The following is a 24,819-nucleotide window of genomic DNA, read 5'->3' on the forward strand; positions in this document are numbered from 1 at the left end:
CAGGGCGTAGGAGCAACCGGGGCGGCGATCCGCATTGCTCGCGATATGCCGGGAACCGGCAGCAAAACCTGTGCATGCGGTACATCCTCTACAAACCAAGTTTCAGGCTTGGCCTATCCATGCCTCCACCAGAGAACCTCAATAAACAAAATTTGATGGCCTAATAGCATCATGGTAAAACCTTGCAACAGAAACTCGTCTGCACTCGCTAAGGAATAGCCATGAAAAAGACAGGGACAGGCTTCGTCGCCATACTCGCATTCCTCTGTGCCTTCTCCGCAAACGCCAGAGAAACCCAGATCACAGACGCCTCAATCGTCAAAGCCATCATCCAGGAATCCATCGACAGCTACCCCGGCCGCTGCCCGTGCCCCTACAACTCTGCCAGCAATGGCAGTCAATGTGGCAAACGCAGCGCGTACAGCCGCAAAGGCGGCTACGCACCCATCTGCTACAAGGATGACGTCACCAAAGAAATGATCAACGACTATCGACGCCGCCTGAAAGACTGATCCCACGAGACACAATGGCCGTTACCCACATGGCACGGCCATCACCACGCATTCAACCTAGCCGAGACGCAGGCAGCACCGCCCGCCACCAAGGCCTGCCCAAACTACGTGGCCGCCCCTCAACCTGCATCTGCGGGTGCGCCAGCAGCATCGGCATATCCCGCAACCGTATCCACGGCTCGCTGTGCCAGTGCAACAGACTCACCGACAACCCCGGCCACTGCAGCAGGCTCAGGTTCGGCGTGCAGTCATCGAACGGTACCTGCCCATCCCGCAACGCAGGCACCACCTCATGGGTAAGCCACTGTCGTAACCCACGATTTTCCGCGTGGTAGTGATGCACCATCATCGCGTACGCCCCCGACTCACTGACCATCAGCTCTGATTGTGCTTCGCCGTGCAGGTCGAGCGTGATCATGCGGTGCTGGTCAGCGTCCAGCTTGCGCAGCGTCCGCTCGTTCAATGGCCAGCCGATCATGCGACCCAGATCGCGGGCGCTGAACCAGGGTTGGTTTTCGAGGAGGAGGGCGAGGAGTTGGCGGTTGTGGCGGTGGAAGGGGGTTGGGGTGAGGGGCTTAGTCATGTGCCACCTCCGAAACGGACGGTAGACGAGAAACGGATCTATAGCGCGGATTGGTCATGGTGAACCTCTGGATGCTTTCTTAGGGCAAGGATTTAGGTGCCGGGAGCTAAGAAACCCACCAGAGACGGGCCGGACATATTCCCCTTTCGGGTCTTGTATTCGCCCACTCCCGGCATAAAACGTGACCTTTCCTGCAGGCGTAGGGAAACCGCTGGCGCAAAAAAGCCGCATGGCTGTCGGGTGCGGAGGACCGCTCTGGTTTTCGAGTTTCTTAGGCTCAGGTCGTGAAGGTTAGGGTGATTGGTTGATGTCGTCAATCTCCTGCATGTGCAGAAAAGACCGCAAAATCTGTAGGAATATGCGTCAAAAGGTTGGGAAAAAGCGAGACCTCTACATTGCTGAAAAATGACCTGGACAGACCAGGAAACCTCCATATACTGTGTTTTCATACAGTAAAAAAGCCTGCCTTTCTTATCTCTAAATCGCGTGTCGTCCTTTTCGTTTTGAGCGAAATGAGGAATTTACATCCCGTGATAAAGGAATAGAATGGTGATCGTTCGTCACACGTTTGACCCAGAGGAAAATGGCTCATGAATCTCTTTGAAGCCGCAATGCCCGAATCATCTCAAATGAGCCAGCCCGTCTCCTTTTCTGATCCACATCCAGCTCAAGACATGGATCTTTTGCGCAGGCTTCTTGAGATCTATGATCAAGGGCAATTGGCAGCAAAGCTCAACGAGATAGGATCACTACACTGCCGTGAGACGGTGAATCGCTGGGTCAAGGGTAAATCGACGCCCCGCCTGACGTATAACGAATACAAGCATCTCGAGTCGTTGCTCCCAAAGCCTCCGACCTATAAGCCGTCATTTACGTTTATAGATCTGTTCGCTGGTATAGGTGGCATTCGTAAGGGGTTTGAGGCGATTGGCGGCGAATGCGTTTTCACCTCGGAGTGGAATACCCATGCCGTCAGAACCTATAAGGCAAACCACTACTGTGATCCGAAGCGCCATAAATTCAATCAGGATATCCGTACGGTAACCCTCTCTGACAAACCAGAAATCAGTGACGAAGAAGCGTATCGGCATATCGATCGCGAGATTCCTGATCACGATGTGCTTCTTGCTGGATTTCCATGCCAGCCATTTTCGCTGGCGGGCGTATCCAAAAAGAACTCGCTTGGCCGCAAGCACGGGTTTGAATGTGAAACTCAAGGGACGCTTTTCTTTGACGTAGCTCGGATCATTGCGGCAAAACGGCCATCTGCGTTTCTTCTTGAAAACGTCAAGAATCTCAAAAGCCATGATAAGGGCAATACGTTCCGAATCATCTGTGAAGCATTGGACGAGCTCGGATATGAAGTTGCCGACGTCAATGCCCCAAAGGGTTCAGACCCCAAGGTGATCGATGCGAAGCATTTCGTGCCTCAGCACCGCGAGCGAATCGTGTTGGTTGGATTTCGACGGGATCTGAATGTGCATGGGGGCTTCACGCTTCGTGACATCGAAAAGCTTATACCAAAGCAACGCCCCAGCTTTGGGGATCTCCTGGACAAGGAAGTGGATAGCAAATACATCCTTACCCCGAAGCTTTGGGACTATCTCTACCGCTACGCAGAGAAGCACCGTCAGAAAGGCAATGGCTTCGGCTTTGGGCTTACACGTCCCAACGACGTCGCCCGCACGCTATCTGCGCGCTATCACAAGGATGGATCTGAAATACTGGTAGACCGAGGTTTTGTAGAGCACCTTGATTTCAACAGTGAGCTGAATCAGATCAATCGCCCGCGCAGGCTGACCCCTCACGAGTGCTCACGGCTGATGGGCTTTGACAAGCCTGGTGAGAGTGAATTTGTCATCCCTGTTTCGGATACACAGGCGTATAGGCAGTTTGGTAACTCTGTTGCGGTTCCGGTTTTTGAGGCGGTAGCCAAGCTGATGAAAAGCAGGATCCTCGCTGCAAAAGAAAAAGCTGTAGATGCTCCTCAATTGGAATTTTCACTGCCTGCTTAAGTCGAAAATGCTTCTACTGATATTGGGGCTACTCGCCCCGATGAGGGGCAAGCATGATTGATGTTGTGGATTCTGCAACCCGTTCACGGATGATGGCGGGTATTCAGGGGAAAAATACCTCTCCGGAACTTTTAATAAGAAAAGCTTTGCATGCTCGAGGATTCCGCTTCCGGATTCATGCAAAGCACCTCCCGGGTAAACCGGATCTGATACTGCCGAAGTACAAAGCAGTCATCTTCATTCATGGCTGTTTTTGGCATGGCCATGATTGCCGTTTCTTTAAAGTCCCCAAAACCCGTACAGAGTTTTGGCTCGAAAAAATTGGCAAAAATAAAACCAGAGACTCAACTCAAATAGCTTCTTTACAATTTTTAGGCTGGAGGGTGCTGGTTATTTGGGAGTGTGCAGTTCGGTGTATGAAAAAACAACATTCAACATTGCTTGTTGATCTTGTTAGCAACTGGGTGGTAAGCGGTTCGGAATATCTCCAGTTAGAAGAAGTAGATCTAAATGGCTTTGTATAATTATGAGCTGGTAGATATTTAGTGTCGGATTCAGTTCTTTACGATAAATTGAATCTGTGTGGAGTTAAGTTGTGCAAATAAGTCGTAAGAGGAATGATGGTGTGTTGGTACGAATGAAAGTATGAGTCTGTAAGGATTCGCATGAAAAATCGATTATTGACTTGTATTTGGGTGTTTATTGATTGTGATAAAGCGCAGGAGCCTGCTGCAGAGTTTTACCTGTTAGAGGTGTAAAGAATAGTCTGATGTTATCAATTGGCTTGCTTTCTGTATCGTTGTTCGTAGAGAATTGCAGATAGCGCCTGAATAGGTTGCTGGAGACGCCGAATCTAGGCGATTTCGATAAATGGATGTTGTCCCTGCGGTTATGCAGGGCTTCTCAATAAGGAGAGTTGATTTGGCTCATTGGCAGTTTCGCCCATTGAATCCTAATGAGACTTCGGGTTCAAGCATTTCAGACGACAACTTTGCAGACGAAGAACGCACCAACGTTGAGATTTTGGTCCGTGAAACTCTTCAAAATCCATTGGACGCACGCAGCACTGATGACGTCGTGCGAGTAGAATACAAGCTTGTTACGGTTGATGTGAGCAATAGTAAATTTGCTCAATCAATTTTTTCCGACGATTGGATCAAGCATTTTCGGGCAGGTGATTTGATCGTGAGTGGCGAGCAGCCTACCACCATGAAGTTTCTTGTGATCGAGGATTTTGGAACCACTGGCTTGGAGGGCTGCTTCACGGATTCATCAAGCGAAGGTTCCGCTGAGAACTGGAACGCATTCTGGTTCCGAGAAGGCGAAGGCGCGAAAACTACCAAGTCGAATGGTGGTGCAGGTCAAGGAAAAATCACCCTATATTTGGCCAGTCAGCTGAGAAGCGTATTTGCGTTAACTAATAGAAAGTCGGATGGGGTCGAGCTTCTCTTTGGATGCTGTCGTTTTAAGCGAAACTATAAACTGCTTGGTGATAATAGTAGATGGGCCAAAGAGGCAAGATGGGGCGCGATCAGCGATCCAAATCAGCTAGCTACTCCAATTACCCAAGCCTCTATGCTTATGGCAATGAAGGCCGAATTGGGTTTGTCCAGAGGGGCTGAGGCGGGCACAACCTTTCTCATTCCACTGCCGTTAGGGGATATAACGGAAGAAACTCTGCGTAATGCAGTGGTTAATGAGTTCTTCTTTGCTATTAATCGAGGACGTCTTGAAGTCAAAGTTGGTGGCGTCGCTCTAAACGCATCTAGCATTGCTAATGTAGCAGACGAGATGGGGGCAAAGCTGCCGACTTGTCAAAAGCTATCGTGATTTTCTAGCTCTGACTGCGCAAAGATCTGCTGAAGCTGTTACGGCTACTGCAAAGGAGTCATGGAACCGGGAAGCGAAACTGACAGACGGCTTTTTCGAGAATGCTGAACTCGTATCGTTGAAGAAAAAATTCGGCGATTCCGATCTTGTTTCAGTTGATTTTACAATTGCTGTCAAGAAGAAAAACTCCAAGGAGGCTTCGCCTGCCAAGTTTCGGGTTTTTCTCCAGCAGGATGAAAGTGCAGAACAGAGCCAAGAGTTGTTTGTTCGACAAGACCTTGGGATTGACGGTGAAAAGAGGTTGAAAGCTGCGCGCACAATATCCCCGGTAATGGCGCTTACTTTCATTCAGGATTCTAATTTGTCGGATTTGCTGGTTGCTGCCGAAGAGCCCACCCATCGCAATTGGAATGCACGTCGACCTAAAGTTGTTACTCAATACAATGCGCCTGGCGATGTGCTTAATGCAGTTCGAAATGCGGCGTTGCGGCTTGTGCAATTGATTTCTCCAGAGGGCAAAAAAGATGAGGCTGCCTTGGCAGTGTACTTCGCCGATCCTGGTTCTGAAGCTGCCAAACGGTTGGGAGGAGGCGGAGGAGTTTCGGATACGCCTAAAGGAGGCCCTAAGTTTCCCGAGGAAATTCCAAAACCAAAACCCAAGCCAGTCGTGCTCAAGATTCTAAATGATGGCTTTGAACTTCATGCAAATAAATCCGAAGGATTTATCTTTCCTATAGATTGTAAAATTACTTTAGCCTATGCAACTTCTGTAGGTGACGCGTTCAAACTTTGGGATGCTGCGGATTTTTGGATCGGTGATGAGTTATTATACCCTCGCAAGAATTCAGCTGTTTCGAATCTGATAACTGCGCTTAATACAATGAGCTTTCGTTTGGATGATGAAACCTCTTGGCTATCCGTTTCCGGTTTTGACAGTAAACGACAGCTTGAAATTCGTGTGAAATATCAGGAGGTGCTTGATGGGGCAGATAACGAGGACAACTAATCCCACAGGACTGAAGCAAATCGACAAAAAGCTGTTCGTGGTACGGCTAGACAGGGACGTTTCCGGCAATAGGGTTTTTTGGCTGGATAGCTTCGATTATTTGGCTGCGAAGCTTGAGCCCTATATACATTTAGCCTGCATCGCATACGCGGGACGTACCGAAGAGTATTTTGAACTTGGCCCAGTGTCAGATTTTAGAAAAACGCCTACGAGCATTCGAACTATTGCTACCGACAAGCCCTTAAAGTTCAGATTCATTTTTAACAAGCCAGATGAATCACTGTTAGTTGGCTATGCGGAAGGCGTGCAGGCTTTAGACGAAACTGGATATCTGGGCTCCAGTTTGGTAGATATTGAACCCACAGATCTAAACGGCATTGCTTGGAAACTTATGCTCCCGGAAGGCACGGGGGCTGGCGACAAACCAAATGTTCTGGTAGAGAGGTCTTTGTTTCCTACTGCCGCTTCTGCTGCAAACCATCCTTGGTTCAGTATTCTTGTGATGCCAGAAGTAATGCGCCAGATTGCGATGGCAATCGCTCAAGCTTCATCTTCGCTAGATGACTCTGAAACTTGGATTTCCTCATGGAAGGACTTTATCACCGCATTGGGTGTTAGTGAGCCTCCTTATTCAGAAAATGACGAAATCTTGGCTTTTCAGAATTGGGCTGAGGAAGTTGTCGAAAAATTCGCTTCTAAGAGTATTTTCAAATACCAGAAGACTAAAGTGTCGATAGATATGGAGGGTGAGCAGCCATGATGAGCCAAGTCAGATCACTTAATGAGTCGGGTATCGCCACGTTCAATGCATGGCTCAACAACCCTATTGGCGAAGCTCCAAAAAATCTTCTGGAGGACGATGGCGCTACTGACACAATTGATGGCGTGTATCATATTGATACGTCTAAAATTTTTCCAACGAGCTATGATCTGGGGGATTATTTGGCTGAGGTCTTCATTGGAGTGGAAGACCGTTTTACGCTTTTATCTAGCTATGGTATATGGTCATGGCTTTCGTTAGCTTTTATAGATAGTCTTGTAAAAAAGGGTCAGGGAACTGGCGGTGGAAAGCCTTTGGCTAAGCCGCACTATACTTTTCAGTCTCCACGGTTGGTGTACCGCCTTATCACCCGGACTGCATGGGACTTGGTTCACATGCACGGAACGGCGGCAAGGGTTGCGTTAGGTTCCTCTAAATCACCCTGGGGGGAGATGGCAGAGCAGATGACTGCGCGCCAAGAAATATATGCTCACAAAAGTTTCTGGCCGGTAGCTAATACACTTTACTCTTTACCTGATGGCTCAGTAAAAAAAGGAGTTACTTCGCAGCGCACAAAGGAAGCTAGCTGTGACCCGAAAAGTAAGGCCGGATTAGGTGGCGTCCGTCGTTTACCGTTCACCTTTAAACAATTTGAGCGTACCTATAACTTACGTCAGATGACCGATAATAAAATTGCTGATCTGCTTCCGGCCGAATATCAAAGTTGGCGTGAGCGAAATTGAATAATCATTTTAATGTTTTGTGTCTGGAAGTTAATTGAAGTGAGTTAAAGTGTGATAGATTTTTTCAAAAATATTGAAAAGATTTATCTTAAATAAAGCGATGTGTAGGTGATAGGAAACATATGGGAGGCTGCGCGCAGCCTCCCATATGTTTAGCATTTGTCTTTGTGTTTATGCTGCGCATGAAAGGTCATGTCAAAGTTGTTTTCAAAATAGCATTTGGTTTTCATGGGGTTTAAATTTTTAGTGTTAGTGCTAAGTCTTGGATGGTGTTTCGAAATCGTATTTTTAGGTAAGGATTTACTTTTTTCTACTGTTGAATTAATCTTGCTAGCGCAATGGGTCGAAGCAAAAGTAGCCTTATAGAAACTATACATATAGGAGGGTGGTTATGGGCTTTCATCCCGAGTGGAGTGAGATCTCTAAACTCGTCAGCAGCAGTGAATGCATCTTCATCAAGAAGCTATCGCGCAACGATACTTCGTGGGCTGATAGCCCAAAAAATGGTCATCAGAATGGTTTTTTAATCCCTCGTGCAATTGCAGAATCTAATTTTTTCCCAGAGTTGAAGAACTCCAATCCGGATAAATCGCACATATTTGACGCGGAATATCAGACTTTCTGGCCTGCCTCTGGCGAGGTAAGGACTTCGACGATCAAATATTTTTCGATGCGTAACCCTAATGATATTGCTAAGGCTAGGCCCAGATATGAGTGGCAACACACTGGGGTTCCCAAAGAACAGTTTCAAAGGCTAACACCTGCTTCGTTACTCATTGTAGGGAAGCTTGCTCAATTAAAGTTTGGCACACGCTACTGGTTCATTGTTGTTGATTCGGTGAGCGAAGAAGCGGAAATTATTGAAACTTTATTTGAGCTTAAAGCTGATTTTCACTATGGTCTATTTAATCCGTCTTTACTTGATGCATCTGCATCTGCATCTGCATCTGAAATCGATCAGCTTATCCTCGAGTTATCCCAAGCAATTCAAGAGGGTACTCTTGAGCAATTCATCAAAAAGCAGGCTCTTCCATCTCCAGAAGCGTTGGCAGTGCGGGCGCAGACCAAGTGGCTCAATGAGAATAGCTTGGACGATATGAATCCATTTTCAATCTCCCAGCCTGGTGATGCAGTTATGTGTATTAGCAGGGATATTGAGTATTCTATTTATAAACAGGCGGAGCTTCGCTATCGTGCTGCTCAAGTTGCAAGAATTCTGCTTCACGGCGGTGGTGATCCTGTCGCTAATCTTGTTCGGGCGTTTTCTGAGCTGGATTCAATATTCCTCAGCGCTGCGCAAACCAGAAAAAGTAGAGCTGGCCTTTCGTTTGAGCACCATGTGGCGCGGCTTTTCAGGGATGGTCATATCCGCCACGAAGCGCAAGTAGTGTTCGGTGGTCGTCGTCCGGATTTTGTTTTACCTGACGTCAAGGCCCTTAATCTAAAGGGAGATGCTTTGATTGTGTCATTGAAAACTACTCTGCGTGAGCGTTGGAAACAGTTAGCTTTAGAGAAACCACTCGGAGCAATTTTTCTAGCTACTGTTGACGATCGCGTGTCGGGTGAAGCTATTGACGAAATGCATCGCAATGCTATTTTTTTGGTGGTGCCAGAGTCTTTGAAGAAAGCTAAAGAATCGGCTTACAACGGCTATGGTAATGTCATTACTTTTAAACAGTTTTTTGATGACGAAGTGAAATCGAAGCGTCCGTCATTAATTATTTCACTGTGATTGATCGAACTTATGAAAGACGTGGCGACTAAAATTATTTGAAATTAAAAAAGTTAATGCTGTTTAAGTAAATACAATCTGGTGCTGGCGTGTCCGGGCGCAGCTGTTTGCAAGCTTCGCTATAGGCGATGGTATGTCTATGCTTTTAATAGGTGCGCCATCTGCGCTTGATTAATGATTTAATTAGCTTTAAGTTAGCTAAATTGTGCTAAGGGTTTTGGCGTTGCTTTCGGTGTTTCGGTGTTTCATGTTGCTGAAGCACCAACGCTGAATGTACTGCATCAGACAGCGCTATTCGTAACTTTCCCCTTTGGCGGGCACCAAAGGCATGCCTAGCGTCACCTCGAAATACTGACTGGTGGTTGTGAATTTTATTGTGCACCCGCATCTCTCGACTATAGCTTGCACGATGGCGAGGCCAAGACCGCAGCCAGTACTTGAGCTACCGCGCCAAAATCGCTCAGTCAGGAGATGAATATTATCTTGTGACATCTCAACGCTCACGTTCTTAACCGTCACCAACGCGAACCCGCTATCGTCGGTCACGCTAACGACCACCTGCGTATTTGCTGGGCTGTGGCGCAGCGCATTATCAAGTAGGTTGCGAAGCGCAGCCACGGCAAGTACGGCCGGCATATCCAGGCACGCCAAGGGTCTTACAAACTGAAAGGTCTGAACTATCCGCTCTGTGCTGGACGTTGCATCCTGAACAGCTAACGAAACGACCTGTTCGACACCGCATTGACTTCCATCATCAAATGACAGACTGCCTTCAACCCTGGCCAACAGAAGCAATTGCTCAAGCGTGCTATGCAGACGATCAGTACCTTGCTCGGCTCGGCTCAACGCCAAGCACTGCGCGTCCCCTGAAGTCATTTGCGCAACCTGCAAATGGGTCTTAATGGCCGTCAATGGACTACGTAATTCATGTGCTGCATCACCCGTCAGGCGGCGTTCACGCTCGATTGCCCGGCTGATACGCATCAACAAGTGATTTTGAGTTTCCAGCAAAGGCTTTAACTCACAAGGAAGCATCTGAAGGTGCAGTGGTTCAAGGGAGTCGATGTTGCGCTTTCTCAATTCGTCGCGCATACGATTGAGTGGCGCCAGGCCCTTACCTATTCCCAACCAAAGCGTTGCGACGCAGGACAAAAGCGCTACCAATACTGGCATTGACGCTGATAGCAGGACAGAGTGATTCAGTTGCTCACGCTCTTGCTCGCGGTCAGCCGTCGTGATGCGAACGTCGTCCTGCACAAGCGTGAAACTTCTCCAATGCTCTCCATCAATCACTTGGTCATAAAAACCACCGCTGGGACTGGCGATGACAGTGCCAGTATTGCTGCGGTTACTTGCCAAAATTTCCCCGCGCAACGAACTGACCTCACACGCCATGCCATCGGGGATGCCCAACTGATCGGCGCTGAAATGAGCCCCGTGATCTTTGCTGGACAAAGGTTGAGGCAACTGGGCGACCAAACCCGCAACCATTCGTGCTGATGCCACAAGTCGCTGATCCAGTGAGTACATCATTTGGCTACGTACATCTTGGAACATCCAGGTCGCAGCGAGTGTCCAGACCGCGACAAAAGCAACACCCAGTATCAGACTTAAGCGTAAACGCAGGCTCACGAACAGCAACTCTGGAGTGAAGAAGCAACGCCTAGTCGATACCCTGAGCCTCTAACCGTCTCGATGATTTGCCCTCCCAATTTGCGCCTTAGATGAAAAATATGGACATTAAGTGCATTGCTCTCGACCTCATCAGTGAACCCGTACACGCTATCTTTTAGTTGCTCAAGCGAGAGAACACGCCCTGGATTGTTCAGGAGGGCCAAAAGCACTGCTTGTTCACGACGCGAAAGGTCTATGGCAGTGCCAGATAGCCAGGTTTCCCGCGTACTGGGGTCGTAAGTGAGAATGCCATGTTCGATGTGGTTTACCGTTCGTCCTGCAACGCGACGAACCAACGTATGTAATCGAGCAAAGAGTTCCCTAAGGTCGAATGGCTTTACCATGTAGTCATCAGCTCCAGCGTGGAGCCCCTTGACCCGATCATCCACGTCATCACGTGCGGTCAAAATCAACACCGGGATGTTATGCCCTCGACTTCTTAAGGATCTCAAAAGGCTGATACCGTCTTCATCGGGCAACCCCAGATCAAGAATCATCACGTCAAACTGCGCCGCATCTAAGATCGCATGAGCCGCAGAGGCTGAGCCAACACGGTCAAGGTTAAGGCCTTGAGCATGCAAACCAGCGACGATGCCACTGGCAATAAGCTCGTCATCTTCACAAAGCAGAACGTGCATTGGTGGACCCTAATGGAGGAAAGAATTACACATAGAACGCATCGGAGCCGCTACGGTCTGCGTTCACGAAAAATAACTATGCCTGATGTTGCAGATTGCCTGTCTGACTGAACGTTTATTTCTCAACAGGCAGATGATTGATACAGCTATGTTCATATCATCCGCCCCAAAAAAACAGGCTGAGCGTTATCTTCAATCACTTTAAATATTCGAGCCCTCATCAACGTCAGTGCGTTGGCTTAGGCAGTGGAAAACATTTTTCAATGGATTGGCTTTTCTTCAGATTTTGACACATATTTATGTTTGATTGATGAGGTGACAGCCGATTTCTCGTTGTGCTTTTTGTCTTCAGGCTCCGCAAGTTTCTCACGTGCTTGCTGACGCTCAAGCGCTCTAGCTTCTTGGCGTTTTTGCAACATATCAGCGCCGTCTTGAGCAAAAGCGGCGCAGCAACACAGACTAAGAAACGAAGCCAAAACCAGCGTCGGCGTTTTCATTAATACATTCCTCTCGGGGCAGGTTTGCAGAGCTAATCCGTCTGCTTGGATGAGCTATAATTTAATGCACCTCGATTAACCCAGTATTAAGAGCGACTAAAAATCACAAAAAAATACAGACGTATACGATTATTCCTGTCGTTCAGCGCCCTCGCGCCGACTGTAAACTACAGCAGCCTTTATAAAGGGCGAGTTTGCTATACAAAAGAACTGCTAAACATTCGCTCTTGTAAATGCCGACAACAGGTCACCCTGCAAATGAGCGCACATCGTCACTGTACGGGTATGACTTTTTCGCTCACGCTACGGACACTAATGAAAACAAGAGCAAGGCTCACCAACGCAGCCGCAAGCAGCAAAGCCAACCATGCATGCGCGCCGATCTGTGCGAGAGAGCCGGCCAACGGTGTAGCAAGCGAACCTAGAATGTGCGTGCTGGCACCTAATAAAGCGGCAGTGGCACCTAAAGCTCGTTCTTGTGAGGCCATCGCAATGGACATGAGTGATGGTTCGGCGATCCCAAAACCGAAAACAGCGATGAATAGCGCTGGGACGATGCCATAAAGATCTGCACCTACGTACACGGCGAGCAGTGCCAGCGCTGAACCGCCGCTCATCATGGCAACTCCAAGCAGTGCCATCAGGCTCGCCGAGCATCTGCTGGCCAAACGGCTACCGGTCATTGCACCCAACATCATAGCCACGCCCGTGCCGCCGAATACAAAGCCGAAGATGTCTGAACGCAAGGCGTAGCCACTTTGGTAAACAAAAGATGCACCACCGACGTAGCCAAACAAAAAGAAAAACACGGATGAAAGGGCCAGAGCAGGAAGGATAAATCGCTTATCCGCAACAAGACGCCGATAGGTGCCGAACACACTGGCAGGCCTGAACGGCGTGCGCTTTTCTCTGGCTAAGGTTTCCGGTAGGCAAACACTGGAGTTTAACAAAGCCAACACACCGACAATGGCCAGCGCCAGCATCACGGCTCGCCATCCGAAGTGCACATTGATGATGCCGCCGAATGCCGGTGCGAGTATCGGGGCGGCACCCTGTATGGTCACGAGCAGAGCGAAGAGCTGCGTGGCACGAATGCCGCTGGAGAGGTCGCGCACCGAGCTCATGGCGATAACGAGCACCAGCGCAACAGACAGCCCCTGAAAGAATCGAGCGAGCAGCATGGCGCCCATCGACTCGCTTAAGGATGCCCATAACGAAGCCAGGATGAACGCCGCCAGGCCCGCCAGCAAAGGGCGTCGGCGGCCTAGCGCGTCGATAACCGGCCCGAACACGAGCTGTCCCGCGCCCATTGCCAATAAAAACACCGTCAACGTCAGCTGCATGGTGGCGTAGTCAGTATTCAGGTCCTTGGTCATCTGGGGCATGGCCGCCAAGTACATATCGATGGCCGAGGGCCCAAGTATTGTGATCAAGGCCAGAGAGGCTGCTGCCTTGAAGCCGACGGTGTGCTGTGGGGTATCCATAATTTGACCGACTCGTACCTTCAGGATGCACTTGCAACGCATCAAAGAGAATTCACATACGCTACGCATGCAAAATCAAATCGTATTGACATTCGAGAGGTATGTCAATTAGCGTACGCGGCGTATGTGAGCTAAAAAGGATGTTTTTATGCAGCAACAACGCCGTACGCGCGCCGGAATGATTGAGCAAACTCGCGCCAAGCTGGTAGCAGCCGCCCGGCAGGCATTTGCCAGCCAGGGCTTCGCTCATACTTCAATGGATGATTTCACCGCCGAAGTCAGTCTGACGAGGGGGGCGATCTATCACCATTTTGGCAATAAGGAAGGATTGCTACTCGCAGTCATCGAGCAGATCGAGACCGAAGTGGGCGAACGCCTTCAGGCAATTTCGGATGCGGCACCTTCTCCGTGGGAAGCATTCCGTCGACGTTGTCGCGCCTATCTTGAACTGGCACTGGAGCCGGAAATCCGCCGGATTATCTTGCAGGATGCACGAGCCATCTTCGGTGATGTTCCGCAAGCCGCTCAGTCATTGGGCATTGCCGCACTGCAAGCCGCGCTCGACGGACTGATTGCCGAAGGTGTCGTGGCACCGCTGCACACAACCGTGACAGCCCGAATGATCTATGGCGCTGTCACCGAAGCATCGTTCTGGATCGCAGAACCTGATGGCGACATTGAGGCACGTTTGGCCCAAGCACTTGAAGGCTTGGAACGGCTACTAAGCGGTCTGCTTAATAGCTAACCGCTGCCACCTCACTTTTCAGGAATACCTACTATGCAATGGCGCAATAGCGCGACCTGTTTTGGTGGCCTTGCCAAATTTTTTCACTGGACGAGCGCGGCTTCATTTATCGCGGCTTACATCGTCGTCTATTACGTTATCTGGTTCATGGATGACACCTCGCCGGAGTCTTTGCCAGTGCTCAATATTCATTGGGTGCTTGGCCTGCTAGTCGGTTTTCTAGTGTTGCCCAGGTTGCTATGGCGATTGCTGGACATGCAGCCGGATAACCCGCCCGGTTCGGCGTTGGAACACATACTCGCGCACGTTGCACACGGGGGACTCTATGGTCTGATGATTGCGATGCCGCTAACGGGCTACTTGGGCACGGGGGCACCTACTGACTTCGGACTGTTCAGCATGACAGGCTTCAATGAAACCAAGCTATTCGCCTGGTTCAGTGTCACATTCAGTTTAAGCTATGAAGCGTTTGAGGCTCCGATAGATACTGTTCATCATTTCCTTGGGAAGTGGGTTGCCTGGGTCGTGGTGAGCCTGCATGTGTTAGCTGCGCTCTTCCATCACCTGGTACGCCGCGACAGTGTTTTGAGACGTATGCTGCCTTGGTCAAGCCTGCCTAAAGCGTCATGAGCTGTGGGAGCCCGGCAAGCGTGGAGAACGCTTCCAAATTAAGGGATTGATGTTTAAATCCTGCCTCTGACAGAGGGGCAGGAGTCATTAGTCTACTATCTCCTTTGTTCCATGCTAATTGTTGACTGGCCAGCCAATTGAGCAGCGCCTTGAGCAAAGTTCAAACCCCGCGTCTATCGATCAGTCCCGCGCCTCCAGATAATGTGATATGCCGCGTTTTGCCTTGGCAAATGAAGCGAAAACGGTTTATTGAATGTGGGAGGGTGCACTGGTAATACGGGACAAGCCCTCATTTCTGTTTTTCTCTTTGTAAGTGTCAACGCTATTATTGCAGGTCTAGCAGCTTATCTGGGGTCAGGGTCTTTTTTCGTCGGTTCGAACCGTTCACGACTTAGGGGGAAATAGAGAAACCCGCAGTCCGGAAGTATCAAGGTGCTACTAGCCGGTACTGTCGGCACATCAATGACATTCTCCCAGGTCCCTATCGCAGTCATGCAGACAGGGCAAGCCAGGTTCTGACATCCGGTTTATCTGCGACAAACTTGTGCTGTAACTGCCGAGTTCTGTATGGAACTTGGCCAGCACGCCAGGAATTCGGCAGGGCCGCGGACATCGTCACTCGGCTCCCGAAAGGATATTAAAATCAGGGATGTTTACGCATGACGTCGTCGCATCAACACGTATCGAACAACTCCAATGTCTCGTATGAACTATCTTCTGTACAGCAGGGTATCTGGCTCGGTCAGATAGCGAACCCGGACATACCGCTGTACAACATTGGCATGAAGCTGGAGATCAAGGGTGATCTCGATATTCCAATGTTCGAGAAGGCTATCAATCTCGTTGTCAGGCATAATGATGCGCTACGACTTGCCTTGTTCCAAGAGGGTGATATAGCCCGGCAGAGAGTGTTGCCATCTGTCGATATCACACTCGAACTCGTCGACTTTTCAGACTACGTTGACAGCGTCGAGCGAGCGCAGGAATACCTTCAACACGCATTTTCCCGACCTTTCAATCCATTGGAAGGCATTCTTTGGGAGGCGCAGCTCGTACGGTGCAGTGCATCCCGTCACTACTGGCTGGGTCGCTACCATCATTTGGTCATGGACGGCTCAGGGGCGACGCTGTTTTGCCATGCAGTCGCGAAGGCCTACAACAATTTACTGGTGGGCATCGACGAGCTCGAGGAAGGCCCTTCCTACAGAGACTTCCTGGTCAAAGACCAGGCCTATCTGAATTCGCCGCGCCTGGAGCGTGACCGGTCGTTTTGGCGCGAACGCTACGCACAAATACCGCCATCCCTGCTGCAGTGGTCCGGCGACCATGCCGTGGGTTCGATGTGCAAGAGCGGTCATATTCGCTCGACGATCAAGCGTGACCTGTTCAATGCTGTGGCCGCGGTTGCCACCGAGCATGGCCTTTCTCCTGTCACGGTATTCTTTGCAGTCGTCAGTGCCTATTTTTCACGCGTCGGTGGTGCAGAAGAAGTCATCATTGGCATGCCCCTGCATAACCGCACGACGGCCCGCCAGAAACAGACGATCGGGATGTTTTCTTCCGTCATCCCGATCGGCGTACGGGTTGACCCTAATCGCTCCCTGCTCGAATTGATGGGCGATGTGGCCGCCGAATTGCGACGCTGCTACCGCCACGAGCACTTCCCGATTGCGGAACTGAATCGCGCCCTGAATATTGGCCATTCCAGGCGCAAGCAGATCTTCGACATCACGCTTTCATTCGAAAAATTTGACGCAGACTTTTTCTTTGGCGGCGCCCCTTCGAAGGCGATCAGGATGTACAGCGGCTTCGATCAGACGCCGCTCTCAATCGCTATCTGTGATTACTATTCGGATGAAGACGTAGTCGTTGACTTCAACTTCAATCTGGCCTGCTTTCGCCCGGACGAAGTTGAGCGGATTCGGGACCGCATTACGCTGCTCCTGGAGTCGGTTGCCGCTCATGAATCGACGCCGATTGGCCAGCTTGCGCTTATGGGGGAAGCGGAACGCCGGCAAGTGCTGGTCGAGTTCAACGCAACACATCAGGCCTTGCAACAGGATCTATTGGTCCATCAGCTTTTCGAACAGCAAGCGCAGCAGCAGCCCCAAGCGCTTGCACTGGTCTGCGGCGACGAGCGCGTGACCTACGCTGAACTCAACGAACGCAGTAATCAGGTGGCTCATGCCTTGCTGTCACTGGGCATTGCTCTGGACGACCGCGTGGCGATCTGTGTGGAACGCAGTGTTGAGATGGTGGTGGGCTTGCTGGGGATCCTGAAGGCGGGCGCTGCCTACGTGCCGCTGGACCCTGGGTATCCGCCGGAGCGGTTGCGCTACATGCTGGAGGACAGCGCGCCAGTGGCGGTGCTGGTGCAGCGTACGACCCGGGAGTTGCTGGGTGCGCTGGCGATGCCGGTGCTGGATCTGCAAAGCGTGAACCGGGCGGCTGAAGCCTGGCATGATCGCGTGTTGCCGACGGTCGCGCCACAGCACCTGGCTTATGTGATCTATACCTCGGGTTCGACCGGCCAGCCCAAGGGCGTGATGATCGAGCATCGCAATCTCGTGAACCTGGTGGCCTGGCATTGCGAGGCGTTCGGTCTGACCCATCGCAAGCGGGTTTCGAGCGTGGCCGGTGTCGGTTTCGATGCTTGCGTCTGGGAACTATGGCCAGCGCTGTGCGTGGGAGCCAGCCTGTCGCTGTTGCCTGGACAAGCGCTTGGCAATGATGTGGATGCGCTGCTGGGATGGTGGCGTCGGCAAGATCTGGATGTGAGCTTCTTGCCTACGCCGATTGCCGAGATTGCATTCGCCCAAGGGATCGAGCCGGCGTCGCTGCAAACGTTGCTGATCGGTGGAGACCGGTTGCGTCAGTTTCCCAATCCGGATAGTCGGGTTGCGCTGATCAACAACTATGGTCCGACCGAGACCACGGTTGTGGCCACATCCGGTCTGATCGATGCAACGCAGTCGGTATTGCACATAGGCCGTCCGATAGCCAATACGCAGGTTTACCTGTTGGATGCGCACGGCCAGCCTGTGCCTATCGGGGTCAGCGGCGAGATTTATATCGGCGGCGCGGGGGTTGCCCGGGGTTATCTGAACAGGCCGGAACTGACGGCGGAGCGTTTTCTGGATGACCCGTTCAGTGCCGAAACGGCGGCGCGGATGTACAGGACCGGCGATCTGGGGCGCTGGTTGGCGGACGGCAATATCGAGTACCTGGGGCGCAATGACGATCAGGTCAAGCTCCGCGGAGTTCGTATCGAGCTGGGCGAGATTGAGGCGCAACTGAGGCAGATCGCGGACATCAGAGACGCGGTGGTGATTGCCCAGGAGGATACGCCGGGTGAAAAGCGTCTGACGGCGTACTACACGATGCAGGAAGCTGCACAGGCCATGACAGCGCAGACGTTGCGTGCTGCCTTGCAGGCGAGGCTGCCGGAATACATGGTGCCGGCGGCGTATGTGAAAGTGTCCGAATGGCCGCTGACGCCGAACGGCAAGCTGGATCGACGGGCATTGCCGGCGCCGGAGGACGACGCTTATGCCAGTCGTGACTACGAGGCGCCGGCAGGCGAAGTCGAGCGTGCGCTGGCGGAGATCTGGCAGGAGCTGCTCGGTGTCGATCGGGCGGGGCGCAACGATCACTTCTTCGAGCTGGGTGGGCATTCGCTGCTGGCGATGAGGCTTATCTCCCTGGTCCGGCAGCGTTTGAACGTGGAATTGGAACTGGCCGCGTTATTCGCGAATCCGCAGCTCGAGGCGCTTGCCTGCGTGGTGGCGCAGGCACAAAACAATACGCTGCCGCAGATTGTGCCAACGTCACGAGAGGCCCAACTGCCGCTGTCGTTTGCTCAGCAACGGTTGTGGTTTCTGGCGCAGATGGAAGGTGCCAGCGCTGCTTACCACATACCGGCGGGGCTGCGCATCGTCGGCGCGCTGGATGAAGCCGCCTTGCAGCATGCGTTGAACCGGATTGTGGCGCGTCACGAAGTACTGCGCACAACGTTTGTCCAGACCGGGGATCAGGCCGTAGTGCTCTGCATCCATCCCGAGGAAACAGGCTGCCCGTTGCGCAAGTACGATCTCACGACGCATGCCGATAGCTCGAGTGAGTTGGCACGACTGATGGACGAAGAAGCCATTGGGCGCTTCGATCTTCAGCAGGGACCGCTGATTCGAGGGAGTCTGGTTCGGCTGAGCGATGACGAGCATGTGTTGCTGTTGACGATGCACCACATCGTATCGGATGGCTGGTCGATGGGCGTGTTGACGCGCGAGTTGGGAGCACTCTACGCGAGCGGTTGCCAAGCTGATGCAGACCCGTTGCCGCAGTTGTCGATCCAGTACGCTGACTATGCGGTGTGGCAACGAGGCTGGTTGAGCGGCGAGGTATTGCACAAGCAAAGCACCTACTGGCAGACCGCTCTGCTCGATGCGCCGGCATTGCTGATGTTGCCCTCTGATCGTGTACGTCCGGCGCAACAGGACTATACGGGCGATGCGGTGCCCGTGGTGCTGGATGCGACGCTGAGCCATGAGCTCAAGGCGCTGAGTCGGCGGCACGGCACGACCCTGTTCATGACATTGCTGGCGGGCTGGGCGACGGTATTGAGTCGTTTGTCCGGGCAGGATGAGGTGGTGATCGGTTCGCCGGTGGCGAACCGGATGAGCGCTGAGGTCGAGGGCCTGATCGGGTTTTTTGTCAACACCCTGGCGTTGCGGGTGAATGTGTCGGACGATCCGGCGGTCGAGGCATTGCTGAGTCGCGTCAAGGCCTGCACGCTGGCGGCCTATGAACACCAGGATCTGCCTTTCGAGCAGGTGGTGGAGTTGCTCAAGCCGGTGCGCAGCTTGTCCCATAGCCCGCTGTTCCAGGCGATGCTGTCGTGGCAGAACACGCCGCCCGCAGAACTGGCGTTGGAGGGGCTGGAGCTAACGCTGCTGGATTCGGTAGCACGCACCACCAAGTACGATGTGTCCCTCGACTTGGCGGAGGTGGAGGGACGGATCGTCGGTTCGCTGGAATATGCGACGGCGCTGTTCGACCGCGAGACGGCCCAACGCTACGTGGCGTATCTGGAACGGGTGCTGCGTGCGATGGTCGAGAACGAGCGCCAGGTTGTGGGCGCGATCGAGCTTTTGGGCGAAACCGAACGTCGGCAAGTGCTTGTCGAGTTCAACGCGACACATCAGGCCTGGCCACAGGATCTATTGGTCCATCAACTTTTCGAACAGCAAGCGCAGCAGCAGCCTCAAGCGCTTGCACTGGTGTGCGGCGACGAGCGTGTGACGTACGCGGACCTCAACGAACGCAGCAATCAGGTGGCTGATATTTTGCTGTCACTGGGCATTGCTCCGGACGACCGCGTGGCGATCTGTGTGGAACGCAGTGTGGAGATGGTGGTGGGCTTGCTGGGGATCCTGAAGGCGGGTGGTGCCTACGTGCCGCTGGACCCTGGGTATCCGCCGGAGCGGTTGCGCTACATGCTGGAGGACAGCGCGCCGGTGGCGGTGCTGGTGCAGCGTACGACCCGGGACTTGCTGGGTGCGTTGGCGATGCCGGTGCTGGATCTGCAAGGCGTGAACTGGGCGGCTGAAACCGAGCATGACCGCGTGTTGCCGACGGTCACGCCACAGCACCTGGCTTATGTGATCTATACCTCGGGTTCGACCGGTCAGCCCAAGGGCGTGATGATCGAGCATCGCGCCATTGTGAACCGCCTGTTGTGGGCACAGGACCAATATCGGCTGAGTCGCGAAGACCGCGTCTTGCAAAAGACACCGTTCGGTTTTGACGTGTCGGTCTGGGAATTTTTTCTACCCTTGCTCGCGGGTGCGCAATTGGTGATCGCGCGTCCGGGAGGCCATCAGGACCCCGAGTATCTGGCCGAGTTGATCGCAGACTCGGGTGTCACGATATTGCATTTCGTACCGTCCATGTTGCAGAGCTTCCTCAATCAGTCTGGCCCGCTGGCCTGTAGCACATTGCGGCAGGTGTTCTGTAGCGGCGAGGCGTTGCCCTATAGTTTGCAAAAGCACTTCGAGCAACGCTTTGCACATGTGCAATTGCACAACCTGTATGGCCCCACTGAAGCCGCTGTCGACGTCACCTACTGGCACTGTGTGCCCGACCTGCATGCGGGGATCGTGCCGATCGGCCGGCCGGTCGCCAATACCCGGATGTATCTGCTGGACCCGCACATGCAACCGGTCCCGGTTGGCGTCTGCGGCGAGATTTATATCGCGGGTGTACAGCTCGCACGCGGCTATTTGAATCGTGATTCGCTGACCGCAGAGCGGTTCGTGAAAGACCGTTTCAGCAACGACCCGACGGCGCGGATGTACAGGAGCGGCGATTTGGGTCGTTGGCTGGCGGACGGCAATATCGAGTACCTGGGACGCAACGACGATCAGGTCAAGCTCCGTGGCTTCCGTATCGAGCTGGGCGAGATTGAGGCGCAGTTGGCTGGGTGCCCTGGTGTCGGAGAGGCGGTGGTGATTGCCCGGGAAGACACGCCGGGTGACAAACGTCTGATCGCGTATTACACGACGCGGGAAGCGAAAGAGATCATTGCGGTGCAGACGCTACGGTCGGCCTTGCAGGCGAGTCTTCCGGAGTACATGGTGCCGGCCGCGTATGTGAAACTGCCGGGGTGGCCGCTGACACCTAACGGCAAGCTGAATCGCCGGGCGTTGCCTGTGCCGGAGGCTGACGCTTATGTGAGCCGCGGCTACGAAGCGCCGTGCGGGACGGTGGAGACGGCGCTTGCCGACATCTGGCAGGAGCTGCTTGGTGTCGAACGGGTGGGTCGCCACGATCACTTCTTCGAACTGGGTGGGCATTCGCTACTGGCCGTCAGTCTGATGGGCCGGATGCGTCAAGCGGGACTGTCGGCGGATGTGCGGCTGCTGTTTGCCCAGCCAACCCTTTCGGCGTTTGCCGAGGTATTGGGTAACGGTCATGAGGTAGAGGTGCCCGCCAACGGAATCGTGGTCGGGTGCACACGAATTACACCGTCGATGTTGCCGCTCGCGGACCTGAGCGAGGATGCCATCGAGCGGATTGTGCGTGCTGTGCCAGGCGGGACGGCGAACGTCCAGGATATCTATGCACTGGCGCCACTGCAGGAAGGGGTGTTGTTCCACCACCTTGCGTCGGTCGAGGGTGACCCCTATTTGCTAAATACGCGTTTTGCGCTGCCAAGCGAAGACCACCTGAAGGCGTTTGTCCGGGCACTTCAGGGTGTGATTGCCAGGCATGACATCTTGAGAACGGCGGTGCTGTGGGAGGGGCTGGACGAGCCGGTTCAGACAGTCTGGCGCGAAGCGCCATTGGCCGTTGAAGCGTTGGAGCTGAAGTCGGCCGACGGAGACATCGAACAGCAACTCCAAGAGCGCTTCGACCCCAGGCATTACCGGCTGGATTTGACGAAAGCGCCCTTGATGAAGATGGCTTACGCCTACGACGAAGCGAATAGTCGCTGGGTGGCGATTTTGCTGTTTCACCATATGGTGCTGGACCATACGGCGCTGGAAGTGGTGCAACATGAGGTACAGGCGGATCTGCTGGGGCAGGCAGCCGGACTGCCGGATTCGGTACCCTATCGCAACCATGTGGCGCAGGCGCGACTGGGCGTAAGCCAAGCGGCGCATGAAGCGTTCTTCCAGGAAATGCTCGGTCAGGTGACGGAGCCGACGCTGCCATTCGGTTTGCACGATGTGCAGGGTGACGGTCGGGACATCAAGCAAGCCAGGCAGGCAGTGGCCGCAGAGCTGGCGGGCAGGATCCGCCGGCAAGCCAGGAGTCTGGGCGTAAGTGCTGCCAGCCTGCATCATCTGGCCTGGGCGCAGGTGCTGGGGCGCACATCGGGCCAGGAAGACGTGGTGTTCGGTACGGTGTTGCTGGGACGCATGCAGGGTGGCGACGGTGCCGACCGCTCGTTGGGGATGTTCATCAACACCTTGCCGTTGTGCTTGAACGTCGGTGAGCAAGGCGTGCGTGAGGGGGTGAAGGCCACGCATGCCCGCCTGACCGCGCTGCTCGGTCACGAACATGCGTCGTTGGCGCTGGCGCAACGCTGCAGCGCCATTGCTCCGCCGTTGCCGCTGTTCAGCGCGCTGCTGAATTACCGCCACAGCGCCGAACCGCAAGTCTCGGACCAGGGAGACCGCGCCTGGGGCGGAATCGAGGTCCTGGGCTGGAATGAGCGAACCAACTATCCACTGACACTGGCTGTGGACGATCTGGGCGAGGGCTTTGCACTGACCGTTCAAGCCACGGCGGGGATCGATCCGCAGCGGGTATGTGCTTACATGGAGACGGCGCTGGAGAGTCTGGTCGACGCGCTGGAACACTCACCTGAGTCGTTGCTGCGCAGTCTGGAGATGCTGCCGCGATCCGAGCGTCAGTTGCTGCAGGAGTGGAATGCGACGGCCGTGGATTATCCGCAAGGCACCTGCGTCCATCAGTTATTCGAAGCGCAAGTAGAAAAAACGCCAGAAGCGATTGCGCTGGTATTTGAGGCGCACACATTCACTTATGCGCAACTGAATGCGCGCGCCAACCAGTTGGCGCATCATCTGATCGGCCTGGGCATCGGGCCGGATGACCGGGTGGCGATCTGCGTCGAGCGTAGCCCGGAAATGGTAGTGGGCTTGCTGGGCATCCTGAAGGCGGGTGCTGCCTACGTGCCGCTGGACCCGGCGTATCCGGAGCAGCGGTTGCGCTACATGCTGGAAGACAGCGCGCCGGCGGCGGTGCTGGTGCAGAGCGCGACCCGGGCGTTGCCGGGCGAGTTGACGGTGCCACTGCTGGACCTGGAAGGCGGGTGCTGGGAAGCTGAGGCTCACCATGATCCAGTGGCGCGAGCCGTCAAGCCGGATCATCTGGCCTATGTGATCTACACCTCAGGCTCGAGCGGCCAACCCAAGGGCGTGTTGATCGAGCAAAGGGGCTTTCTAAACCTGATGCACTGGTATCTGGCCGAGCTGAAACTGGCGCCCGATGATGCCGTACTGCTTGTTTCCTCCTATAGCTTCGATCTGACGCAAAAAAATATTCTCGGTCCGTTATTGGTCGGTGGAACACTGCACCTGGCCAGAGAGGCTTTCATTCCCGAGGTGCTGCTGGAGCAGATTCAACGCGAGCGTATTACCCATATCAATCTTTCACCCAGTGCGTTCAACACGCTCATCGACGCAAACGATTCAAGGCAACTTGACAGCATTCGCCGGGTGGTACTGGGTGGAGAGCCTATTCAAGTCGCCAGGCTGGAAATGCTTCCCGAGCCGAGGCCCGAATTCATTAACAGTTACGGGCCCACGGAGTGTAGCGACGTGGTGGCCTGGCATAGACTGGTTGACGATATCGACTGTTATCGGTCTTCGGTATTTCCAATTGGCCGTCCGATCGCGAACACACGGATTTACCTGCTGGATACACACGGCCAGCCGGTGCCCATCGGGGTCAGCGGCGAGATCCATATCGGCGGTGCGGGGGTTGCCCGTGGCTATCTGAATCTGCCGGAACTGACGGCGGAGCGTTTCCTGGACGACCCGTTCAGTGCCGAGCCTGCGGCGCGGATGTACAAGAGCGGCGATCTGGGACGCTGGCTGGCGGACGGCAATATCGAGTACCTGGGGCGCAACGACGATCAGGTCAAGCTCCGCGGTTTTCGTATCGAACTGGGCGAGATCGAGTCGAAACTGTCTGAGTGCCCTGGAGTCAGGGAGGCGGTGGTGCTGGTGCGCGAGCACCGTCCCGGCGACAAACGCCTGGTGGCGTACCTGACGGCGCAGGAAGGCGCCGTATTGTCGGTGGCGCAGTTGCGCGAGCAACTGTCGCAGGGGCTGGCGGAGTACATGATCCCGAGTGCCTTCGTAACGCTGGCGCGTTTCCCGCTAACGCCAAACGGCAAGCTGGATCGACGGGCATTGCCGGCGCCGGAGGACGACGCTTATGC

16 protein-coding genes are annotated in these 24,819 nt (G+C 53.5%); 11 read left to right on the plus strand and 5 right to left on the minus strand.

Annotated features, from left to right (window positions below; translation table 11 throughout):
* Positions 1–221: 221 nt before the first annotated feature.
* Complete coding sequence (locus BT119_RS20750; RefSeq protein WP_003434330.1) at positions 222–512, plus strand: hypothetical protein; 291 nt, start codon at positions 222–224, stop codon at positions 510–512.
* A gap of 52 nt (positions 513–564) precedes the next feature.
* On the opposite strand, the gene BT119_RS20755 is transcribed toward BT119_RS20750, so the two are convergent.
* On the minus strand, positions 565–1,095 hold the full coding sequence (locus BT119_RS20755; protein ID WP_072366861.1) for a BRO-N domain-containing protein: 531 nt from the start codon (positions 1,093–1,095) through the stop codon (positions 565–567).
* Positions 1,096–1,685: 590 nt separating this feature from the next.
* Here BT119_RS20755 and dcm point away from each other — a divergent pair.
* The 7 genes from dcm to BT119_RS20790 all read left to right on the plus strand — a co-directional run bounded on the left by dcm (position 1,686) and on the right by BT119_RS20790 (position 9,181).
* Complete coding sequence (gene dcm / locus BT119_RS20760; RefSeq protein ID WP_046719111.1) at positions 1,686–3,110, plus strand: DNA (cytosine-5-)-methyltransferase; 1,425 nt, start codon at positions 1,686–1,688, stop codon at positions 3,108–3,110.
* Between the two features lie 53 nt (positions 3,111–3,163).
* Positions 3,164–3,634 (plus strand): very short patch repair endonuclease, encoded by a 471-nt coding sequence (locus BT119_RS20765; RefSeq protein ID WP_072366862.1) that lies wholly within the window; start codon positions 3,164–3,166, stop codon positions 3,632–3,634.
* Positions 3,635–3,980: 346 nt separating this feature from the next.
* The gene (locus BT119_RS20770; protein ID WP_072366863.1) at positions 3,981–4,940 is read left to right on the plus strand and encodes a hypothetical protein; all 960 of its coding nucleotides are present in this window, start codon (positions 3,981–3,983) and stop codon (positions 4,938–4,940) included.
* A 118-nt stretch (positions 4,941–5,058) separates the two neighbouring features.
* Positions 5,059–5,946: a hypothetical protein gene (locus BT119_RS20775; RefSeq protein ID WP_072366864.1), complete on the plus strand. Its 888-nt coding sequence runs from the start codon at positions 5,059–5,061 to the stop codon at positions 5,944–5,946.
* Positions 5,921–6,706 carry a hypothetical protein gene (locus BT119_RS20780; protein WP_046719113.1) on the plus strand — a complete coding sequence of 262 codons (786 nt, stop codon included), beginning with the start codon at positions 5,921–5,923 and terminating at the stop codon, positions 6,704–6,706. Before BT119_RS20775 ends, BT119_RS20780 begins: the two co-directional genes overlap by 26 nt.
* Positions 6,703–7,449 carry a hypothetical protein gene (locus BT119_RS20785; RefSeq protein ID WP_046719114.1) on the plus strand — a complete coding sequence of 249 codons (747 nt, stop codon included), beginning with the start codon at positions 6,703–6,705 and terminating at the stop codon, positions 7,447–7,449. The genes BT119_RS20780 and BT119_RS20785 overlap by 4 nt, the downstream gene beginning before the upstream one ends.
* A gap of 391 nt (positions 7,450–7,840) precedes the next feature.
* The gene (locus BT119_RS20790; RefSeq protein ID WP_072366865.1) at positions 7,841–9,181 is read left to right on the plus strand and encodes a type II restriction endonuclease; all 1,341 of its coding nucleotides are present in this window, start codon (positions 7,841–7,843) and stop codon (positions 9,179–9,181) included.
* A gap of 291 nt (positions 9,182–9,472) precedes the next feature.
* On the opposite strand, the gene BT119_RS20795 is transcribed toward BT119_RS20790, so the two are convergent.
* From BT119_RS20795 to BT119_RS20810, 4 genes are all read right to left on the minus strand, one after another.
* On the minus strand, positions 9,473–10,813 hold the full coding sequence (locus tag BT119_RS20795) for an ATP-binding protein (RefSeq protein WP_046719116.1): 1,341 nt from the start codon (positions 10,811–10,813) through the stop codon (positions 9,473–9,475).
* Complete coding sequence (locus tag BT119_RS20800; RefSeq protein ID WP_003314561.1) at positions 10,810–11,493, minus strand: response regulator; 684 nt, start codon at positions 11,491–11,493, stop codon at positions 10,810–10,812. Before BT119_RS20800 ends, BT119_RS20795 begins: the two co-directional genes overlap by 4 nt.
* Before the next feature lie 260 nt (positions 11,494–11,753).
* A complete protein-coding gene (locus BT119_RS20805) occupies positions 11,754–11,990 on the minus strand; it encodes a hypothetical protein (RefSeq protein WP_003434339.1) in 237 nt (78 codons plus the stop codon).
* A 272-nt stretch (positions 11,991–12,262) separates the two neighbouring features.
* Positions 12,263–13,474: a multidrug effflux MFS transporter gene (locus BT119_RS20810; RefSeq protein WP_003434341.1), complete on the minus strand. Its 1,212-nt coding sequence runs from the start codon at positions 13,472–13,474 to the stop codon at positions 12,263–12,265.
* Between the two features lie 148 nt (positions 13,475–13,622).
* On the opposite strand from BT119_RS20810, the gene BT119_RS20815 reads away from it, so the two are divergent.
* From BT119_RS20815 to BT119_RS20825, 3 genes are all read left to right on the plus strand, one after another.
* Complete coding sequence (locus BT119_RS20815; protein WP_003434343.1) at positions 13,623–14,219, plus strand: TetR/AcrR family transcriptional regulator; 597 nt, start codon at positions 13,623–13,625, stop codon at positions 14,217–14,219.
* A 33-nt stretch (positions 14,220–14,252) separates the two neighbouring features.
* Entirely contained in the window at positions 14,253–14,849 is a 597-nt protein-coding gene (locus BT119_RS20820; RefSeq protein ID WP_003434345.1) for a cytochrome b, read from the plus strand.
* A 659-nt stretch (positions 14,850–15,508) separates the two neighbouring features.
* Positions 15,509–24,819: non-ribosomal peptide synthetase (locus BT119_RS20825; RefSeq protein ID WP_139271372.1), on the plus strand; the 9,311-nt coding region annotated here is incomplete at its 3' end.

The sequence above is a fragment of the Pseudomonas sp. NFACC10-1 genome (assembly GCF_900119195.1).
Classification (GTDB): Bacteria; Pseudomonadota; Gammaproteobacteria; order Pseudomonadales; family Pseudomonadaceae; genus Aquipseudomonas; species Aquipseudomonas cerasi.